Annotated in this window: 19 protein-coding genes; 8 read left to right on the plus strand and 11 right to left on the minus strand. The window is 42.6% G+C overall.

What is annotated here, in order from left to right; all coding sequences use genetic code 11:
* Positions 1 to 117: 117 nt before the first annotated feature.
* Positions 118 to 1,713 (plus strand): Na/Pi cotransporter family protein, encoded by a 1,596-nt coding sequence (locus AC6CHI_RS10815; RefSeq protein ID WP_498121255.1) that lies wholly within the window; start codon positions 118 to 120, stop codon positions 1,711 to 1,713.
* On the opposite strand, the gene AC6CHI_RS10820 is transcribed toward AC6CHI_RS10815, so the two are convergent.
* Entirely contained in the window at positions 1,703 to 3,082 is a 1,380-nt protein-coding gene (locus tag AC6CHI_RS10820) for a dihydrolipoyl dehydrogenase (protein ID WP_498121256.1), read from the minus strand. The genes AC6CHI_RS10815 and AC6CHI_RS10820 overlap by 11 nt on opposite strands.
* A gap of 152 nt (positions 3,083 to 3,234) precedes the next feature.
* On the opposite strand from AC6CHI_RS10820, the gene AC6CHI_RS10825 reads away from it, so the two are divergent.
* Positions 3,235 to 5,232: an Ig-like domain-containing protein gene (locus AC6CHI_RS10825; RefSeq protein ID WP_498121257.1), complete on the plus strand. Its 1,998-nt coding sequence runs from the start codon at positions 3,235 to 3,237 to the stop codon at positions 5,230 to 5,232.
* Positions 5,233 to 5,393: 161 nt separating this feature from the next.
* On the opposite strand, the gene AC6CHI_RS10830 is transcribed toward AC6CHI_RS10825, so the two are convergent.
* Positions 5,394 to 5,819 carry a protein tyrosine phosphatase family protein gene (locus AC6CHI_RS10830; protein ID WP_498121259.1) on the minus strand — a complete coding sequence of 142 codons (426 nt, stop codon included), beginning with the start codon at positions 5,817 to 5,819 and terminating at the stop codon, positions 5,394 to 5,396.
* The gene (locus AC6CHI_RS10835; RefSeq protein WP_458893030.1) at positions 5,812 to 6,147 is read right to left on the minus strand and encodes a protein tyrosine phosphatase family protein; all 336 of its coding nucleotides are present in this window, start codon (positions 6,145 to 6,147) and stop codon (positions 5,812 to 5,814) included. Before AC6CHI_RS10835 ends, AC6CHI_RS10830 begins: the two co-directional genes overlap by 8 nt.
* 124 nt (positions 6,148 to 6,271) lie before the next feature.
* On the opposite strand from AC6CHI_RS10835, the gene AC6CHI_RS10840 reads away from it, so the two are divergent.
* From AC6CHI_RS10840 to AC6CHI_RS10850, 3 genes are all read left to right on the plus strand, one after another.
* Positions 6,272 to 7,171 (plus strand): alpha/beta hydrolase, encoded by a 900-nt coding sequence (locus tag AC6CHI_RS10840; RefSeq protein WP_498121261.1) that lies wholly within the window; start codon positions 6,272 to 6,274, stop codon positions 7,169 to 7,171.
* A complete protein-coding gene (gene trxC, locus AC6CHI_RS10845) occupies positions 7,168 to 7,593 on the plus strand; it encodes a thioredoxin TrxC (protein ID WP_116760538.1) in 426 nt (141 codons plus the stop codon). Before AC6CHI_RS10840 ends, trxC begins: the two co-directional genes overlap by 4 nt.
* 88 nt (positions 7,594 to 7,681) lie before the next feature.
* Complete coding sequence (locus tag AC6CHI_RS10850) at positions 7,682 to 8,050, plus strand: acyl-CoA thioesterase (protein WP_413773013.1); 369 nt, start codon at positions 7,682 to 7,684, stop codon at positions 8,048 to 8,050.
* A 47-nt stretch (positions 8,051 to 8,097) separates the two neighbouring features.
* Here AC6CHI_RS10850 and AC6CHI_RS10855 read toward each other — a convergent pair whose 3' ends face one another.
* Complete coding sequence (locus tag AC6CHI_RS10855; protein WP_498121263.1) at positions 8,098 to 8,595, minus strand: DUF4442 domain-containing protein; 498 nt, start codon at positions 8,593 to 8,595, stop codon at positions 8,098 to 8,100.
* A gap of 31 nt (positions 8,596 to 8,626) precedes the next feature.
* Positions 8,627 to 9,115, minus strand: a complete 489-nt coding sequence (locus tag AC6CHI_RS10860; RefSeq protein WP_100241977.1) for a YajQ family cyclic di-GMP-binding protein — start codon at positions 9,113 to 9,115, stop codon at positions 8,627 to 8,629.
* A 91-nt stretch (positions 9,116 to 9,206) separates the two neighbouring features.
* Here AC6CHI_RS10860 and AC6CHI_RS10865 point away from each other — a divergent pair, with 91 nt between their 5' ends.
* Entirely contained in the window at positions 9,207 to 9,521 is a 315-nt protein-coding gene (locus AC6CHI_RS10865; RefSeq protein ID WP_458893026.1) for a rhodanese-like domain-containing protein, read from the plus strand.
* Between the two features lie 83 nt (positions 9,522 to 9,604).
* On the opposite strand, the gene mnmC is transcribed toward AC6CHI_RS10865, so the two are convergent.
* Genes mnmC through AC6CHI_RS10885 form a run of 4 tightly spaced genes read right to left on the minus strand, consistent with a single transcriptional unit; the run spans position 9,605 to position 12,992 of the window.
* A complete protein-coding gene (gene mnmC / locus AC6CHI_RS10870; RefSeq protein ID WP_498121266.1) occupies positions 9,605 to 11,506 on the minus strand; it encodes a bifunctional tRNA (5-methylaminomethyl-2-thiouridine)(34)-methyltransferase MnmC2/FAD-dependent 5-carboxymethylaminomethyl-2-thiouridine(34) oxidoreductase MnmC1 in 1,902 nt (633 codons plus the stop codon).
* 32 nt (positions 11,507 to 11,538) lie between these two features.
* On the minus strand, positions 11,539 to 12,042 hold the full coding sequence (locus tag AC6CHI_RS10875) for an SH3 domain-containing protein (RefSeq protein WP_498121268.1): 504 nt from the start codon (positions 12,040 to 12,042) through the stop codon (positions 11,539 to 11,541).
* Positions 12,043 to 12,047: 5 nt separating this feature from the next.
* Positions 12,048 to 12,350, minus strand: coding sequence for a YciI family protein (locus AC6CHI_RS10880; RefSeq protein WP_458893023.1), 303 nt, complete (start codon positions 12,348 to 12,350; stop codon positions 12,048 to 12,050).
* Between the two features lie 27 nt (positions 12,351 to 12,377).
* Positions 12,378 to 12,992, minus strand: a complete 615-nt coding sequence (locus AC6CHI_RS10885; RefSeq protein ID WP_100241982.1) for an inner membrane-spanning protein YciB — start codon at positions 12,990 to 12,992, stop codon at positions 12,378 to 12,380.
* Between the two features lie 45 nt (positions 12,993 to 13,037).
* Here AC6CHI_RS10885 and AC6CHI_RS10890 point away from each other — a divergent pair, with 45 nt between their 5' ends.
* Positions 13,038 to 13,889, plus strand: coding sequence for a PHP domain-containing protein (locus AC6CHI_RS10890; RefSeq protein WP_498121270.1), 852 nt, complete (start codon positions 13,038 to 13,040; stop codon positions 13,887 to 13,889).
* A 68-nt stretch (positions 13,890 to 13,957) separates the two neighbouring features.
* On the opposite strand, the gene AC6CHI_RS10895 is transcribed toward AC6CHI_RS10890, so the two are convergent.
* Together AC6CHI_RS10895 and radC are read right to left on the minus strand one after the other, a co-directional pair.
* The gene (locus tag AC6CHI_RS10895) at positions 13,958 to 14,869 is read right to left on the minus strand and encodes a bestrophin family protein (protein ID WP_498121410.1); all 912 of its coding nucleotides are present in this window, start codon (positions 14,867 to 14,869) and stop codon (positions 13,958 to 13,960) included.
* 66 nt (positions 14,870 to 14,935) lie between these two features.
* Positions 14,936 to 15,637 (minus strand): RadC family protein, encoded by a 702-nt coding sequence (radC, locus tag AC6CHI_RS10900; protein ID WP_498121271.1) that lies wholly within the window; start codon positions 15,635 to 15,637, stop codon positions 14,936 to 14,938.
* Positions 15,638 to 15,749: 112 nt separating this feature from the next.
* Here radC and coaBC point away from each other — a divergent pair, with 112 nt between their 5' ends.
* On the plus strand, positions 15,750 to 17,009 hold the full coding sequence (gene coaBC, locus AC6CHI_RS10905) for a bifunctional phosphopantothenoylcysteine decarboxylase/phosphopantothenate--cysteine ligase CoaBC (RefSeq protein WP_498121272.1): 1,260 nt from the start codon (positions 15,750 to 15,752) through the stop codon (positions 17,007 to 17,009).
* Positions 17,010 to 17,103 lie beyond the last annotated feature (94 nt).

The following is a 17,103-nucleotide window of genomic DNA, read 5'->3' on the forward strand; positions in this document are numbered from 1 at the left end:
GTGCGGAAAAATAATCAAATTAAGAAGAATTAAAAATAAATAGATAAGTGCTAATTTGTGCTGAATTATAAGTATGATAAGTACATTCATTATTACAATTATAAATAGAGGTAAATCGTGCTCAATACCCTATTACAACTTTTTGGTGGCATTGGCTTATTCTTGCTTGGCATGAATTTAATGACGGACAGTCTGAAAGCACTTGCAGGAGAGGCTTTAAGACAATGGCTGATTCGCTTTACTGATGCACCGTTAAAATCGATGTTTTCTGGCATGACGATAACAATGGTGGTGCAGTCCTCTACGGCTACGACCTTGGCAACGATTGGTTTTGTCAGTGCAGGGGTTTTAACATTTAGTCATGCGATTGGAGTGATTATCGGAGCCAATATTGGTACAACCAGTACAGGCTGGATGGTGGCTTTATTGGGCTTAAAATTTTCGATCGCGAAACTTGCTTTACCGTTAATAGCATTCGGTGCACTCCTGAAATTATTAGCCAAGGATCGACTGGCGTTATTGGGGATGAGCATCGCTGGATTTGGATTATTATTTTTTGGGATTGATATCTTACAGCAAGCGATGGCCGGTGTTGCTGCTACAGTCGATTTAAGTCAGTGGTCTGCAGAAAGCCTATTCAGTCGTCTATTTTTGGTACTGATTGGTTTCACGATGACAATTTTATTGCAATCATCTAGTGCCGCAATTACCGCAACTTTAGCAGCCTTAGCCAGTCAAGCGATTAATCTAGAACAAACCTTAACTCTGGTGATTGGTCAAAATATTGGTACAGTCGTAACGGCAATTTTAGCTGCGATTGGGGCGACCACCAGTGCGAAGCGTACAGCAGCGGTGCATGTGATTTTTAACGTGGTGACAGCGGTCTTTGCGTTTACCCTGTTGTCCCCTGGATTTTTATGGCTTTATCAACATGTCCCATTGATCCATTCGATTGATCAAGTTTTGATAGTTGCGGCATTTCATACTTGTTTTAGTTTACTTGGCGCTTTAATTTTTATGCCTTTTATTCATACGTTTGAGCAGATATTGGTCAAACTGTTACCTGAACATGAGGTCTCTTTAACACGTTATCTGGACGATTCTCTTTATAGTGTCCCCGCGCTGGCGATTGCTGCTACTGAACGAGTACTCCTGCATTCCATCGCTGATATTTATCATCTTTTTATTAAATTTATTCGTGGTGAGATTGTCACACCGATGATTAATACCAATGAATTAGATAGCACCTTAAAAACCGTTGAATCGTATTTAAATGAGATGTCGGTGCCACAATCTTCGGCGGATCAACAGCATTTAATTCTCTTACTGCGCTTGATGGTATACACCAGAGTTTTACGGAATGATTTAAAAGAAGTGACGCAGATCGATTTATTAAAGAAACAGCAGATTTTACAAGAGTTACCGCTGGCTTTGGCCGAGCATTTAGAAAAGCAAATTGCATATTTGCAGACTGAGCCATTCGCTAAATTCCCTGTCGATTTGGTCAACGAATTGGTTGATTTGGAGCAATCAAGTAATGAGCAACAAGTCTTTTTAAGACAAAAAATTATGCATGCCTCTGTTAACCATCAGCTGACGGCTGCTCAAACCTTAGATTTACTTGCGGCACAGCGTTGGATTGTACATTTAATTGCACATACTCAGCGGGTTACACTTTTGTTAAAACAGGATGCGGAATCCACTACAGATTAGCATTGAGCTGCCGTCGAGCATGTTTTAAGGCAGTACGTAAGCCTTCTTCTAGAGTGGGATGGTAAAAAGGCTTTTTGAGGAGTTGGTCGAGATCAGTTCCTTCAGCAATCATCCAAGCCAAGAGATGGGCCAAGTGTTCAGCGGAAGGGATAAAGAGCTCAGCACCTAATAGCTGTTGTGTTTCAGCATGGATGTAAACCTCGATAGCACCCTGATTTTTACCCAGAACAATGGCACGACCTTGACGCTCAAAGGATGCTGTTCCGACAACAAAGGGCATATTCTTATTTTGTAGTTGTTTAAAACTTTGTCCTACTATGGCCATTTCTGGTTCGCAAAAAACAATACCGATTGGTGTTAATGGTTGAGTATACTTAAGTTCAGGCTTTAAACAGTTGCGCACAGCTTGACGACCATCATGGGCAGCTTCATGTTGAATCGGAGTCGTAGTGTGAGCATCGCCTGCTATAAATATAGGATATGAACCTAATTGTTTGGTTTCTGGATCTATTGGTAAGTGCTTAAGGTCAATAAATTCAGAGTTAATCTGGTCTAATGCCAAAGACTCTAATAAGCTATGACGACCCGTAGCGACCAGTAAATATTCCACCATCAGTTGGTGTTCTTGATCATGCTGTTGATAGGTTAATTGCACGTCTGTAAGGGTATTTCGCACTTGATGAGGCAATACCTCAAACTTGATGTCTAGTTCCTGACTTAAAATATCTTGTGCCTGTTGTTGTAGATTTGGGCTTGTTAGCGTTCCTACTTTTCTGCTGCGGGCAAAAATAGTGGTTTGGACCTGAAGTCGTTGTAAGGCTTGAGCCAATTCTAAGGCAATCACACCGCTCCCTATGACTGCAATAGAGCGCGGCAAATGTTCTAATTCGAAAATTTCATCTGAAGTGATCAGTTTTGAGCCAAGCTCCTTTTTCCACTCCGGATTTATACTGGGGTTAGAACCTACAGCCAGTACGAAGCTTTTTGCTTGATAGTGTTGTTGATTGACTTCAATCGTTGTTGCATTAATAAAATGGGCATGACCTGTTATTTTATGTGTGGCTTCCCAGCGAACAACATCTTTTAACGTGGCCGCAGTAAAACGATCTCTTAATTGTCTGACATGTGACATGACGTGGCGGGTATCCACATCTAATTGAGCATGTATGCCGACCTTGTTAAGACATTGAGCATCATGTAATTGGTTTGCAGCACTGATCAGTACTTTACTGGGCATACAGCCGACACGCGCACAGGTTGTATCCCAATATCCGGCATTAATAATTAGAATATTTGAGGTATGTTTGATTGCTTCTTTATATGCGGCTTGTCCTGCTGTGCCTGCACCAATAATAATGATGTCGTACATAGTTGGTATTATTTAAGAAATCCTTTTTCAAAATAACATGTTTGAACATTTGGTATGACTTTGTTTACATAAAGCTACTTATATGGTTACATACTGCAAATTAAAAAATTTTAATTACTACTTTTAAACAATATAGTATTCGGGGGTTCTGAATGAATAACAAACAGATGACTTTAAAACTGTCTACGATTTCGCTGTGTATTTTGCTGGCAAGTTGTGGAGGAGGGGGCAGTGATGGTTATTTTAATCAACAGGAAAACAATAACGGTAATGGTTCAAACACTGATAATGGTATTGAAACCCCTGTAGTAGCTAAATTAAATATTACAAATGTTGAGTTACTAGATAGTAATAATCAAACAACTACTGTTTTAACGATTCTTGGTGCAAGTGCAAGTGTTAAAGTTACTGATCAGAATGGTCAACCTGTTAGTGGCGCATTAGTCACTTTTTCCGGTGACAATATAACTTTTGAAACTTCAAATGCAACAGTTTTGTCAAATGCTGAAGGGATAGCCAAGATTGGTATTAAACCAACTGATGAAACAAAAACAGGTGTTTTTAAAATTGCAGCTAAGGCAGAACTTGGTGATAACATTACTAGTAGTAGTGATACGTATGTTTCTGTAGAAGCACTCAAAACTAAGTTTGAAAATTTAACAGTTGATAATTCTAATATTGATGCAGGTGGTTCAGTTAAAATCAGCTTAAGTACTGTCGATGGTTTAACTGGTGAGGCACAGAATAATGTTCAGGTAAATTTCAAGGCAGATTGTGGAACATTTACAAATAGTACAGTTAGTTCAAATCAAGGTTTAGTTGAAACAACTTATAATTCAATATCAGCAGGTGGTCAGTTATGTGCTGGCACTCAAACACTTACTATTTCTGCTAATAATGGTGCGACGATAGCGACCAAAAATATCACTATTAATCCGATTAAAGCTAATTCACTTGTTTATAGTTCCGGTGAGGTGAAATTAGGCGCCGCTAATAGTGGTTCGAGCGCATCCGGTAAAGTGGAATTCACTGTTTTTTCAAATAATTTACCAGCCAAAGATCAAGAGGTGTTGGTTGAGTTAATTTATGCACCATCCGATTTGAGTTTTATTGCTTTATATAATAGATCGCAGAAAATCATTAAATCAAATGATGAAGGTAAAATCGTTATCGATTTATTCCCTGGTAGCCTACCTGGACCTGTAGAAATTAAGGCAACTTTAGTGAGTGATACGAGTGTAACGGCATTAACAAAAGGAGTCTCTGTTGCAACTGGACGAGTGACTCAAAATGGCCTAAGTCTGTCAGTTTCTAAGAATGCGTTACAATGGGATATTGATGGTGATAAGGCTACGATTGTCGCTCGTTTGCGTGATCGAGTAGGTAATAAGGTGCCAGATGGAACTGTTGTAAGCTTCGTTACTGAGGGCGGGAGTATTACTCCGAACTGTTCAACGAAGGATGGCGAATGTAGTGTTGTATTACAAACTCAAAATCCACGACCTGCTGACAATCGTGTGACTGTTTTAGCTTATGTTGAAGGTGATAAATCTTACATTGATAAGAATTCTGATAATTTATATACCGCTGGTGTAGATGAATTAACGAGTAATATTGGTGATTTTTTCCGTGATGATAATGAAAATACTATTTTTGAAGCAGCTTTAGGTGAGTTTCTTTATAAGCGCGGAGCGATCGGTAATACATGTGCACCAAGTACATTTGTCCAACCAAATATCTTAGGTACATGTAGTACTGACTTAGCTGCGGTTATTCGCCAGCAACTTGTATTTGCTTTTAGTAATGATGTTCCTACGATTACAAATGAAAATATTGTAGACAAAGCTAATTTTACCTTTAAGTTATTTGGTAATAGTGCTCAATCTGTTCCAATGCCTACAGGTACAACAGTAGCAGTAAAAGCTGAAGATAATACAAAAGACAATCAAAAGTCTTGTTCTGTTGAACTTTGGAGTGGTAATGCTACGGTGCCATCAGTGTTTAACTTATTGTCACCATCAACTTTCGTAAATAGTAGCCAAGTGAATTATTCTTACCGTTTAAAAGAATGTGATTCGAGTGATAGTTTAGTTCTTACCGTTGTTGCTCCAACAGGTCAAATAACTAAAAAAGAATATACAATTCGTTAAATAAAAAAACAGCGCTTCGGCGCTGTTTTTTTCTTATTTCGGTATTTCTGAATTAACCTTTAAATTAGATTGCCGTTCCTACACTCACACCCACTGTAGGGCGTATATCCATCGAGCTACATGCAGCCAACAGAAAAGTGCAAATCAGAATCGTCATCAGTTTAGTCACGTAATAATCCTTGTTTTTTGGCCTGAAGAAAGAGTTCACTAGAACGGTATCCGCTCTTACAGATCATTAAAATTGGTTTGGGTAACTCGTTATAATATTTGGCAAATTCTATAATATCTGTTTGGCTAACTTGAGCTGTTTCAATCGGCTGATAAATCACACTGACATGTGCTTGCTCAGCAATACTCCGTAATTGACTCACGCTAATAGTATTACCTTGCTCTTGATCAGGTCGATTGACTATTACAGATTTAAATCCTTGCTGAAGCAAAAGCCGAAATGTTTTACTGTCAAGCTGGCCTGAAACCGTAAGATTTTCATTCAGAACTTGAGGGTTGGGTGCTTTTTGAGCAATGAGAGCGGTATTAAAAATTAAGCTGCTTCCGAACAGGCAAGCAGCCATGAATCGCTTAGTCATCTAGCAAATCCATTTGTTTTGCTAATTGATATAAATTATTCGAGCGGTTACCCGTGCGGCAGAACATTAATACTGGCTTAGGTAATTCATTATAGTGATTGGCAAAGGTGCGCACATCTAACTCGGTGATTTGACCAGCAACGACAGGTTGGTAAACATAATCGAGTCCAGCTTCGCGAGCCGCTTCTTCAATTTGAGCACTGGTGGGTTGCTCAGGTCCGCCTTCCATGTCTGGGCGGTTATTGATAATTGATTTAAAGCCTTTCTCGACAACCTGTTCAACATGTTCAGGGCCAATTTGACCTGCGAAGCCTACATTTTCACTCATTGTGTCACTCCATCATCCAATTAAACACGATATGCTTTATGATAGCATTAAGCTGAATCGACAGTTTAATCCATTGAAATTTTTATAAACGATTACAACCATAAAATAACGTACTGGAGCGCGTATGCACGCTTATACGGTCGAACCTTTATATGTCAAAAGTGGTCAAGAGGTACTGGCGGCTGATTTTTATCGGCCTAAAACTGTACCCAAGCCTGCAGTCATTTTAATGGCACATGGTTTGGCTGGATTACGACAATTCAAATTGGTGCAATATGCGAAGCAGTTTGCTCAGGCGGGTTATGCCGTGGTGTTATTTGACTATCGCTACTGGGGTGGGAGCACGGGGCGCCCGCGTGAACTGGTTTCGATTAAATCTCAGTTAGAAGATTGGAAGACCATGATTGCACATGTGCAAGAAAGGAAATCGATTGATCCGCGTCGCATGATTCTTTGGGGCACTGGTCTGAGCGGGGGATATGTGCTGAGTCTTGCCAGTGAATTAAAGAATATTCAAGCGGTGATGGTACAAGTTCCCATGGTGGATGGGGGAGAGTTAGCAAAGCTTTATCCGATTCCACAATTGTCTAAAGCATTAAAAATTTCTAGTCAGGATTATATGGGCGCGAAGGTAGGGATGAGTGCGAAAACCATGCCTGTGGTCAGTTTGCATGATTTAAGCTTTATGCCGACAGAAGACTGTTATGCGGGATATTCATCGATTGTACATCCGGATTGTTACTGGAGTGGTGAAATTCCAGCACGGGTGTTCTTTAATTTAATTCGCTATCGCCCTATTCAAGAAGTCCGTAAGATTAATGTCCCTGTGTTATTTATTGCGGCTAAAGAAGACAGTTTGATGCCGATTGCATCGAGTCGCGAAGCGGCAACCAATATAGCCCCATTTGTACAATATTATGAATGGGATATGAAACATTTTGATATTTATCATCATCCATGGTTTGAAAAAGCCATTTCGACCCAATTAGAATTCTTACACCAACACATTGGAGTCAGCTCATGATTATTGTATGCCCCTCTTGTTTAGCGAAAAATCGGGTCCCTGAAGAAAAAATAGAAGCACAGCCGAGCTGTGGTCAGTGCCATCAGCCTCTGATTCCCTTAGCACCGATTGATTTGAATGAGCAAAATTTTAGTCAGTTTATCACGCACAGTGATTTACCTATTTTGATTGATTTATGGGCAGAGTGGTGTGGACCGTGTAAAATGATGGCTCCTCATTTCTCAGCCGTGGCAAAACAGAACCCTCGTGTGATTTTTGCCAAAATTAATACTGAAGAGTCTCCTCGTTTGAGCAGTGCATTCCATGTGCGTAGTATTCCAACACTGGTGTTGATGAATAAAACCAATGAAATTGCTAGAATAAGCGGTGCGCTAAGATCGAGTGAACTACAACAGTGGCTGGATCAACATTTAAATGTCTAATGCCTAGTCAAAGCATAATAGGCTTGGAGAAACCGTGTCAGATATTCATGTAAAACCAGAAGGGACGTTGTCGCTTCAAACCATCGCGATGCCAGCAGATACCAACTGGAGTGGTGATGTTTTTGGTGGCTGGATTGTGTCACAAATGGACTTGGCAGGAGCAATCCACGCAGAACGCTTTAGTAAAGGGCGCTGTGCAACAATTTCAATTAATCAAATGACTTTTCTGGTTCCAGTCAAAGTTGGGGATGTGATTAGTTGCTATACCAAAATTTTAAAAGTCGGCAATACTTCGATTCAAATGCAAATTGAAGTCTGGGACAGCCATGACAGTTCCCGTGAAGCCAAACGGGTGACGGAAGGGGTATTTACCTTTGTTGCGGTCGATGTCAAAGGCAACAAGCGTCAGATTCCAGAAGAAGTGAAACAGAAGTTTATGAATACTCAATCGGCTTAAATTTCAATAAAAAACCAGCATTCTGCTGGTTTTTTTTGCATCTAGTCTTAAACCGATTTGCCTTTAGGTAGCCAAGCCCAAAGCATTTGGCATTGAATCGGTTCGTTGCCCGCATCGTCAATCACGGTGACCGGTATCAGCAATTCGCCTTTTTCCCGCTCGGCAATAAACTTTTGCTGTTCTGGGCTTAAACTGGCCGTGGCAGTAAGTCCACCTTGAGCCACTTTTAAATAGTCGACATGTAAGCTCTTAATCAACAAAATACGATTATCTGGTACATGTAAACCGGTTAAAAATCCTGTCGCAGTCTCAGCCAATAACGCCATCGCCGCCGCATGTACCCCTTTAATATGGTTTTGCATATTGCGTTGATTTTCAATACGCACCACCACATGGTGCTGATCGACTGCTAGATAACGAATGTTGGCTGTACCGACCATCGGCACAATACGACCAAAGGCTTTACTCCAAAGAGTACTCCGAATCCCTTGTGGAAATTTAGAAGTGGCTTTTACTAGTTTGGATAAACGATTGCCTTGGGTCATATCTTGCCTCTAGAGGTTTGATGGCTTCACATTAGTCTTTAAAGTTATTAAATTGCAATGGAAGTCCAAATTGTTGTTCACGCAGGAAATTCATTACTTGCTGTAATGTATCGCGCTTTTTATCGGTTACACGAATTTTGTCACCTTGAATAGATGATTGCACTTTAATGCCGCTTTCTTTAATGGCTTTATTAATTTTTTTCGCAGTATCAGAGTCAAGACCGTCTTTCAACTTGATGACTTGAACCACATTTTTTCCTGAAGCGGTTGCTTTTTGTGGGTCAAGTGCTTGTACATCCACTTTTCGCTTATAGAAATGATTTTCCAGCATGTTATACACTTGTTCACATTGGAAGTCGCTTTCGGTACTGATTTTAATTTCTTTAGATTTTTCATTAAGTTCAATTGAAACATCTTGCCCGCGGAAGTCAAAACGTGTGGCAATTTCTTTTTGCGTGTTTTGAACCGCATGATTTACTTCAAAAATCTCTAATTCTGAAACAATATCGAAAGATGGCATAGAATAGACCTTTACAAATGGAAAGAATATCTGAGATGCTAGGGATGTTTTCTTCATTTGCCAAGTGTTGTTTACATCAAAGGAGTGCGCAATGATCCGTAAACAAGAAATTACAACATTTGAGTTCCCAGAAGATGCCATCATCTGGGATGTCCGTGACGCAAGTGCTTATGCTGAAGCCCATGTAAAGGGTGCTGTTAATCAGCCAATTACGGGCTTGTCAGCAGACTGTTTGACTCAGGTGTCTGCGGATCAGCCGATTTATATTCTGTGTGGCGGTGGTAGTAAAGCACCTCGTGCTGCGGAATTGCTAGATGGTTTTGATGCTTCTCGTGAATACGTTATATTAATGGGAGGTACCCGAGCAGCACGTGATGCGGGGTTGCCTTTAGTACAAGGAACCTGATCAAAAAAAAAGCGCCTTCTGGCGCTTTTTTCGTAAATGAAGAAGAACAGCAGTATTCTCAAACAATCAGATCAAATTTTAGTCTACACATGGGGCTGAGCTTTAAAATAAGGCTTTTTCGCTTTAGGTTTTTTCATAAAACGCTGAATATGCAGTTTTTGTAACAGTTGACGGGGAACAGGGCACACCTCTGACAGAATTTGGGCTGCCAAAATTTCACTGCACAGTGGTGCAAACAGGAAACCTTTCGATCCCAAGCCTGCCAAACTGTAAATTTCACTAGATTCGTCCAAACGTCCCAACACGGGGAAATAATCCTGAGTTTGTGCTCTTACAGAAGCTCGGCCTTGCCAAGTTGAGGTTGGTGGCAGGGATTGTGCATAATTTGGGAAGACACTGTGGATAAGATTAAAGTTATGCACATGGTCTTCAGCCAAAACTTCAGCATCCTCCCGATTCGGATAAAAAGATGCACCAAGAATCAAGTGATCCGGGTCAAGCTGCATGCAATAGCCACCATAGCTATAGGCTTGCTCGCTCGCTAAGGGTTGGGTTGGATTATTGAGCCAACTGACCTGACCGCGAATTGGTTTGAGGAGCGGATACTGTTCAAAGAAGGCTTGGCTTTGTCGTGCACAGCACACAATCACATGATCAAAATCACCTAAACACTGATCTTGGATATCGAACACTTGTACGGTGTGATCGGTTACGAAATTTTTAACCGTAGCTTGCTGAAATTGAATGAGAGGATGTTGCAGAATCTGATCGCGTAGAGCATGTGGAGAGACCACACCTGCTTGCAAGAGATTTAAGCTTGGAAATTGGGTTTCGAGTAGGCTGTCTTCAGCACTTGAACGACCAAGTACCTGTTCAGGATATTCATTGGCTAAACCCAATAAATCTTCGGCATTTTTTAAGGCCATTTGATTGACTTGAATCGGGCGGAAAGCCTGAAACTGAGCATAGTGGCGAAGTGCATGTTGCCAAGCCAAGGTCATCAAGTGTTCATGGCTTTGCTCAATCGGGCACAATTTGGGATTGAGTAAAGCTAGGGGATTGCCTGACCCGCCTGCCAGTGGCGCCGTTTGGTCATAGAGGCTTACCGAGTGTCCACGCTGAGCAAATGTCCAGGCACAGCTTAAACCTGCAATGCCCGCACCAATCACCGCAATCTGACGCTGTTTGTGGTTGTTAGAACCCACAGAGGGTATCACTACCTGCTCTGATAATTGGCTTTGCTGATCGGGTTCAGGTGCCATCCAGCAGGCTTTGAGCATTTCCCGTTTATGCCCAAACCCGCGTGGGCGAGTAATCTGGATGCCGTGTTGCTTAAGTCCACGTTTAAGCACGCCTGCGACACTAAATGAGGCAAAGGTCGTGCCATAGTCCGACAGTCGCACGATATGATTCAAGACCTGTTCTTGCCACATGTCGGGATTACAGGAAGGCGCAAAGCCATCTAAAAACCAAGCATTAATGGGATGAATTTTTTCCATGACGGGAAAAACATCGTGTGCATCCCCTAGCCAAAGATCGAGGCTAAAGCGTTCTTCAGGGAAATTAAGGCGATGGCAGCCTGCGAGCGGCAAAGGATAGTGTTGAATCAGTTGATCTGCCAACGGTTTTAGCTCAGGCCAAGCATTCAGTGCACGAATTAAATCCGACTTGGACAGTGGAAACTTTTCTACACTGATGGCATGCAGATGGCTATGATTATCGGGACGGCAGTGTTGCCACATCTGCCAGAGTGCCAATATATTTAAGCCTGTGCCAAAGCCCGTTTCACCCACAGCAAAATATTCATAAGGCTGTAAATTTGCCAAACGCGGGGCAAGATCATTCCCGTCTAAAAAGACATGACGTGTTTCGAGTAACCCATTATCTTTGGAAAAATAAACATCGCCAAATTGTTTAGATACTGGCACATCAATACCATCCACATGATGCCAATCGAGATCAGCCGTCTGTATAGCGTGAGACAAAAGCAACAACCTTTAAGTGAAATCGAAACAAATTACCATTGGCGACGACGTTTGGTATGGACATAACTGGCAATTAAGAAGCCGAGTAGTACCCCCACGGCAAGGGTCACCGCACCATAGATAAACATTTGGGCACTGCGTTCACTTTGTAACACCTGAACCTGCACCCCTAAATTGTCATTTTTTAACTGCAATTCTTGATTTTGCGTCAGGGCTTCTAAATTGGCCTTTTCCAACTGTTGTAAACGCATGGATTGGTCTTTGATTAAGGCCTTGATTTTTAAGTCTTGTAAGGCTTTATTCTTGGCAATTTGTTCTGCGGTCAGGGGTTGAGCATCTTGTGGTTGTCCAGTTGGATTCACGGTTGCCACGGCAGGAATGACACGGGGTTTGTCCGCAGGAAGAGTGGGTGGCGCTGTTGGAGCAGGTGCAGCAGGCGCTACAGCAGGAGCAGGAGAAGTTGTTGCAGGTTCGACTGCCCAAGCAGCAGAACACAGTAAAGTAAGACCCAGTAAACTAGGAACAACAGCGCGCATGAATTTTATCCTTTAGGAAACGCTTTGTTAAACGGTTTAACTTCAATTTGAGCATAGACACCTTCTTTTAAGAAAGGCTCATCTTGTAGCCATGCATCAAGTGCTTCACGGCTATCGAAGTCGACAATAATGGTACTGCCGTAAAAGCCGGCTTGAGGATTACTTGGATCTTTAGGCATGGCACCAGCCACAATCAGGCGACCTTCGGCATCTAATTTTTCTAAACGTTCTAGATGTTGAGGGCGTACTGCAAGACGTTTTTCTACGGTACCTTCTTGATCGGTACAGGTCACAACAAATAATGGCATGATGATTCTCTGTGCGTTAATCGAATATTAATCTTCAGAAGACTTAAAGTATTTACGTAATACAATAAACTGGATAATGATAAAGGAAAACATCACCAGCATGTCACCAAAAGCGGTAAATTCGCCCCAATATTTTCCGTTCATAAATAAGAAGGCGAAAAAGACATGTAAACCCGACATCACCGCAAACATGGCTGCCCAGGCATAGTTCAGTCGCTTCCAGCCTTGTTCACCCAAATTAAAAATCGGGGCAAATAAACGTTTAATTAGCGGGGTACGATCCTTACTAAAATAAGGCGATAAGAGGAAGGCACCAGCAAATACCATGTTCAAAATAGCGGCTTTTAAACGAATATAAAAATCATCACTCAACATCAGGGTGATGCCGCCAAAAATCACCGTCATAAACAACACAATCCATTGTTGCTTATCCAAACGGAATTTTTGCATGATGAACAGCGCACCATAAACCACCAGCATGGAAAGAATTAAGCCTGTGGTTGCCACCAAGATATTATTATTGTCGACACCACCTGCTGAACCAATCAATTGCAGTAAAGGATGCTGAGTGTCTTTTGGATCTACCGTCTTATATAAATAAAAGAAAATAATGAGTGGCACAAAGTCTAAAAGTGCTTTCATGTTAGAGTATCTGAATCTGTTTAATAAAGTGGCTTAGTATAAGTGATGCTTGGCGTAGATTTACATACACACAGTAATATTTCTGATGGAACTTTGTCACCAGAGCAGTTGGTGCATGCCGCGCATGAAAAAGGCATCCATACGCTGGCATTGACCGATCACGATACGATGGACGGTTTAGTTGTTGCTGAGCAAATTGCACAAGGCTATGACATCAAGTTGATTTCAGGCGTCGAGATTTCCAGTCAATGGTCACGTCCCGCCACCAAAAAAAGCTACAGTGTGCATATTGTGGCATTAAACATGCAGCAGCCTGCGCCGTTATTGGCGGTCTTGCAACAACAAAAACAGATCCGTGCCCAACGTGCCGAGCAGATTTGCAGTTTATTGACGCCATTGATTGGTCAGGATATTTATGCCGATGTCTTGGCTAAAGTGGAAGGCGAAGCTGACCGGATTACCCGAACCCATATTGCCAAAACCTTGGTTGAAAAAGGCATTGTGAGCCGGGTACAGCAAGCGTTCGATAAATATATTAAAGAAGGCAAAAAAGCCTATGTGAAGTTTGATGGACTCGGGCTGCAAGAAACCATTCAAGCGATTCATGCCAGTCAGGGGTTTGCGGTATTGGCCCATCCCACGCGTTATGATTTGTCTGCAACCAATGTGCGTTATTTAATTGAATTGTTTGCGCAATCGGGTGGCGATGCCGTGGAGTTGCCACCGCAGATTGATCCTCCTGCAACACGGCAGATGGTCGATCGCATGATTGCAGAACACGGTTTAAAAGTATCCGTGGGTAGTGATTATCATGGTGAAAACATGCCTTGGATTAAACTGGGGCATATTCCTGTGGTCAAGGCGGGACAAGTTGGGATTTGGGAAAGTTTTGTTTAATTAGGGATGTCGCCCGAGCGTTATTCCAGAAAGAAAAACGCTCGCTGCTACGGGCTGGATGGGATGGCTTAAAGCAAATTGTGGTCACGAGCCTGAATCGGTGGCGGGGTTGGTTTACCTAAGGTGCCGAGCAATTCAATTTCAATGGTACGCACCATAGCATCTAAAGGTAAGTCATTACTTTGCGTGCCGAAGGGCTCTTCAATTTCTGAACTCAAGGCATCTAAACCCAAGAAGGTATAGGCCAAAATACCAACCAAGAGTGGTGTGGCTAAACCGAGTGTTGCCCCTAAACTAAAAGGCAGCATAAAACAGAAAAAATAAACGGTCCGGTTAAGTAAAACCGAATAGGCAAAAGGCAGTGGCGTGGTGGCGATGCGATCACAGCCCGTTTGCACTAAACTCATTTCGGCCACATGTTCATTCATTTGCGCATAAATAATATCGGAAATTTCACCTTCTTTTAAGGCCTGCATCAGTTCCCACTGAATTAAACTGAGCGTGTACTGCGGTGCATTGGCCTGTTGATAGAGCTGTGCCAAGGCTTGTGGGCTTAAGCCTGTGGTTTCAGTCAGCTCGGTGGGATTTTCAGTTTGATGGCGAAGGCGATCACGCAATACATTGGCAAACACAATCACATGCTGAATCACCCGTTCGCGTCGTGCCTGAGTGAGGATCCGGCAGTTGCGGTCAAAGTGCCGGGCATTGGCAATCAACATGCCCCACAGTTTACGGGCTTCCCACCAACGGTCATAGCAAGCAGTATTTTTAAAACCGAGGAAAATCGACAGCACCACACCAATCAGGGTAAAGCCGACCAAAGGCAATTCGGGGAAGTGAAAATAACCTATATGAGATAGACCGCCGACAATGGCGGAAATGAGCATAACCACGCCCAAAGGTGGCAGGACTTTGGGGAGGATGGTACCGCGCCAAGAAAACAGAATTTTAAAGACGTCGGGCTGTTCTCGCACAATCATGTGGTATTTTTCATCGTATATTTTTTGTTGATCTTGTTCTGTCATCTGGCTTTTGTCAATATCTGCTCAATCGCTTGGAGCAGACTTGATCAAGCCCTGTTCAGCAAAGGAAAAACAGCCCGTGGCTGCGATAATACAATGGTCAATTAGCTGGATTTCTAGCAGTTGACAAGCCTGCTGAATCTGCTGGGTTAAGGCAATATCGGCCGCGGAAGGGCGGGCTTGCCCGAAGGGATGATTATGCGCAATTACAATTGAACTGGCTTGCTGTTGCAGCGCATAACGCAGTAATTGATTCAGTGACACGGAACAGTAGTTGAGTGAACCAAAGAATAACTTTTTAAAGTTCAGTTTACGGAGTTGGCTATCCAAACACAGCACTGCAAATACTTCCTGCGTTTCCCCTAATAATTCAAAGCGTAGATAATCTAAAAGCTGACTGGAGTTTTGCAGCGCGAGGCTTTGTTGCTGTAATTGCTGTGCCACGTAACGCCGTCCCAGTTCTTTGACCGCCATGAGCTGTGAATATTTGCTGGCCCCAATGCCATGAAACTGGCTGAGTTGTTCCAGTTCCGCATTCAAAATGGGCGCCAGCCCGCCAAAATGACCAATCAGCAGTCTTGCCAGTTCCACGGCGGAATGCTGTTGAGAGCCCGAACGTAGAAAAATCGCCAATAATTCTGCATCAGAGAGGCTGTTTGCGCCTTGCTGTAACAGGCGTTCGCGTGGACGTTCCTGTTCAGGCCAATGTTTAATCGATAGATTCATTTTTGTTGAACTTTTTAGTGTTTATTATCAAGTTAGCACCCAGTCAATCACTTGGGTATGCGGTTATTTAATGCTATTGTGAGCGCCACTGCAACAGAAAGGTATACTGTTTGTGAGCTTTGATTTAAGTGTAATTCCAAATAAAAACATCATTTTGGCGGTAACAGGCGGTATTGCAGCCTATAAAAGTGCCATTTTAGTTCGTCGTCTCAAGGATCAGGGATTTAATGTACGTGTGGTGATGACTCAAGGGGCGCAAGCCTTCATTACCCCATTGACCTTTCAGGCCTTGTCAGGCAATCCTGTGCATACGGAATTACTTGATCCTGAAGCAGAAGCAGGCATGGGACATATTGAATTGGCGCGTTGGGCGGACTTGTTGTTGGTTGCTCCTGCCAGTTGCGATACCTTAGCCAAGTTTGCGGCAGGGCTGGCAGATGATTTGCTCAGTACCTTATATCTGGCAACCAAAGCCCCAGTTTGGGTGGCACCGGCCATGAATCAGCAAATGTGGGCCGCTAAAGCCACACAGCGTAATTTAAATACCCTGATTGAAGATGGGGTGCATGTGATTATGCCGGAAGCGGGTTCACAAGCCTGTGGTGATGTTGGTTTAGGGCGTATGCCTGAACCTGAAGATTTGGCTTATCAGGTGACAGAATATTTCCATAAAGCGCAACGTGCCATTGCGGAAAAATTTGGACTATTGGCCAGTAAACATGTGGTGATTACCGCCGGTCCAACCCGTGAAGCGATTGACCCAGTGCGCTATATTTCCAATCACAGTACCGGGAAAATGGGCTTTGCCCTTGCCGCGGCCTGTTATGCTGCGGGTGCCAAAGTTACCTTGATTGCAGGTCCCGTCAGTTTGGATACACCGAATGGCGTACGTCGTATTAATGTGTCTTCCGCCATTCAGATGTTAAATACCAGTATGCAAATGTTGGAAGAAGGCTGTGATATTTTTATTGCCACAGCTGCGGTGGCGGATTATCGCGTGGCAGAAGTGGCGGAACACAAAATTAAAAAATCAGGGGATGAATTGGATATCGCCTTGGTGAAAAACCCAGATATTGTGGCGACCATCGCGCAGCAACAAAAGCGTCCATTTATGGTGGGCTTTGCAGCAGAAACACGCAATGTTGAGGAATATGCAGCCGGCAAGCTGGTGGCAAAAAAACTGGATATGATTGCATGTAATGATGTGTCACGTGCTGACATTGGTTTTGCATCGGATGAAAATGCCATGACCGTGTTTTTTGCCAATCACTATCACATGGACAAACGTGATTTAGAAAAGGCGTCGAAACAAGAAATTGCCCAACAGCTGGTGGAAGCTATGCACGATGCTTTACAGCATGTTAAAGCATAGAATCTCTGGATTTATTTTTGCAAAATGCAACGAATTCGTTGCATTTTTTATGTATGCTAAACAGCAGCAATCCTGAGTGCATATTTCAACATTT

The sequence above is a fragment of the Acinetobacter sp. GQ146 genome (genome assembly GCF_059758585.1).

What these genes read in the sequence shown, in the direction of transcription:
- AC6CHI_RS10820 (WP_498121256.1), bottom strand. Translation starts at nt 3,082, where the DNA reads ATGTACGACATCATTATTATTGGTGCAGGCACAGCAGGACAAGCCGCA.
- AC6CHI_RS10825 (WP_498121257.1), top strand. Translation starts at nt 3,235, where the DNA reads ATGAATAACAAACAGATGACTTTAAAACTGTCTACGATTTCGCTGTGT.
- AC6CHI_RS10830 (WP_498121259.1), bottom strand. Translation starts at nt 5,819, where the DNA reads ATGACTAAGCGATTCATGGCTGCTTGCCTGTTCGGAAGCAGCTTAATT.
- AC6CHI_RS10835 (WP_458893030.1), bottom strand. Translation starts at nt 6,147, where the DNA reads ATGAGTGAAAATGTAGGCTTCGCAGGTCAAATTGGCCCTGAACATGTT.
- AC6CHI_RS10840 (WP_498121261.1), top strand. Translation starts at nt 6,272, where the DNA reads ATGCACGCTTATACGGTCGAACCTTTATATGTCAAAAGTGGTCAAGAG.
- trxC (WP_116760538.1), top strand. Translation starts at nt 7,168, where the DNA reads ATGATTATTGTATGCCCCTCTTGTTTAGCGAAAAATCGGGTCCCTGAA.
- AC6CHI_RS10850 (WP_413773013.1), top strand. Translation starts at nt 7,682, where the DNA reads ATGCCAGCAGATACCAACTGGAGTGGTGATGTTTTTGGTGGCTGGATT.
- AC6CHI_RS10855 (WP_498121263.1), bottom strand. Translation starts at nt 8,595, where the DNA reads ATGACCCAAGGCAATCGTTTATCCAAACTAGTAAAAGCCACTTCTAAA.
- AC6CHI_RS10860 (WP_100241977.1), bottom strand. Translation starts at nt 9,115, where the DNA reads ATGCCATCTTTCGATATTGTTTCAGAATTAGAGATTTTTGAAGTAAAT.
- AC6CHI_RS10865 (WP_458893026.1), top strand. Translation starts at nt 9,207, where the DNA reads ATGATCCGTAAACAAGAAATTACAACATTTGAGTTCCCAGAAGATGCC.
- AC6CHI_RS10875 (WP_498121268.1), bottom strand. Translation starts at nt 12,042, where the DNA reads ATGCGCGCTGTTGTTCCTAGTTTACTGGGTCTTACTTTACTGTGTTCT.
- AC6CHI_RS10880 (WP_458893023.1), bottom strand. Translation starts at nt 12,350, where the DNA reads ATGCCATTATTTGTTGTGACCTGTACCGATCAAGAAGGTACCGTAGAA.
- AC6CHI_RS10885 (WP_100241982.1), bottom strand. Translation starts at nt 12,992, where the DNA reads ATGAAAGCACTTTTAGACTTTGTGCCACTCATTATTTTCTTTTATTTA.
- AC6CHI_RS10890 (WP_498121270.1), top strand. Translation starts at nt 13,038, where the DNA reads ATGCTTGGCGTAGATTTACATACACACAGTAATATTTCTGATGGAACT.
- AC6CHI_RS10895 (WP_498121410.1), bottom strand. Translation starts at nt 14,869, where the DNA reads ATGATTGTGCGAGAACAGCCCGACGTCTTTAAAATTCTGTTTTCTTGG.
- radC (WP_498121271.1), bottom strand. Translation starts at nt 15,637, where the DNA reads ATGAATCTATCGATTAAACATTGGCCTGAACAGGAACGTCCACGCGAA.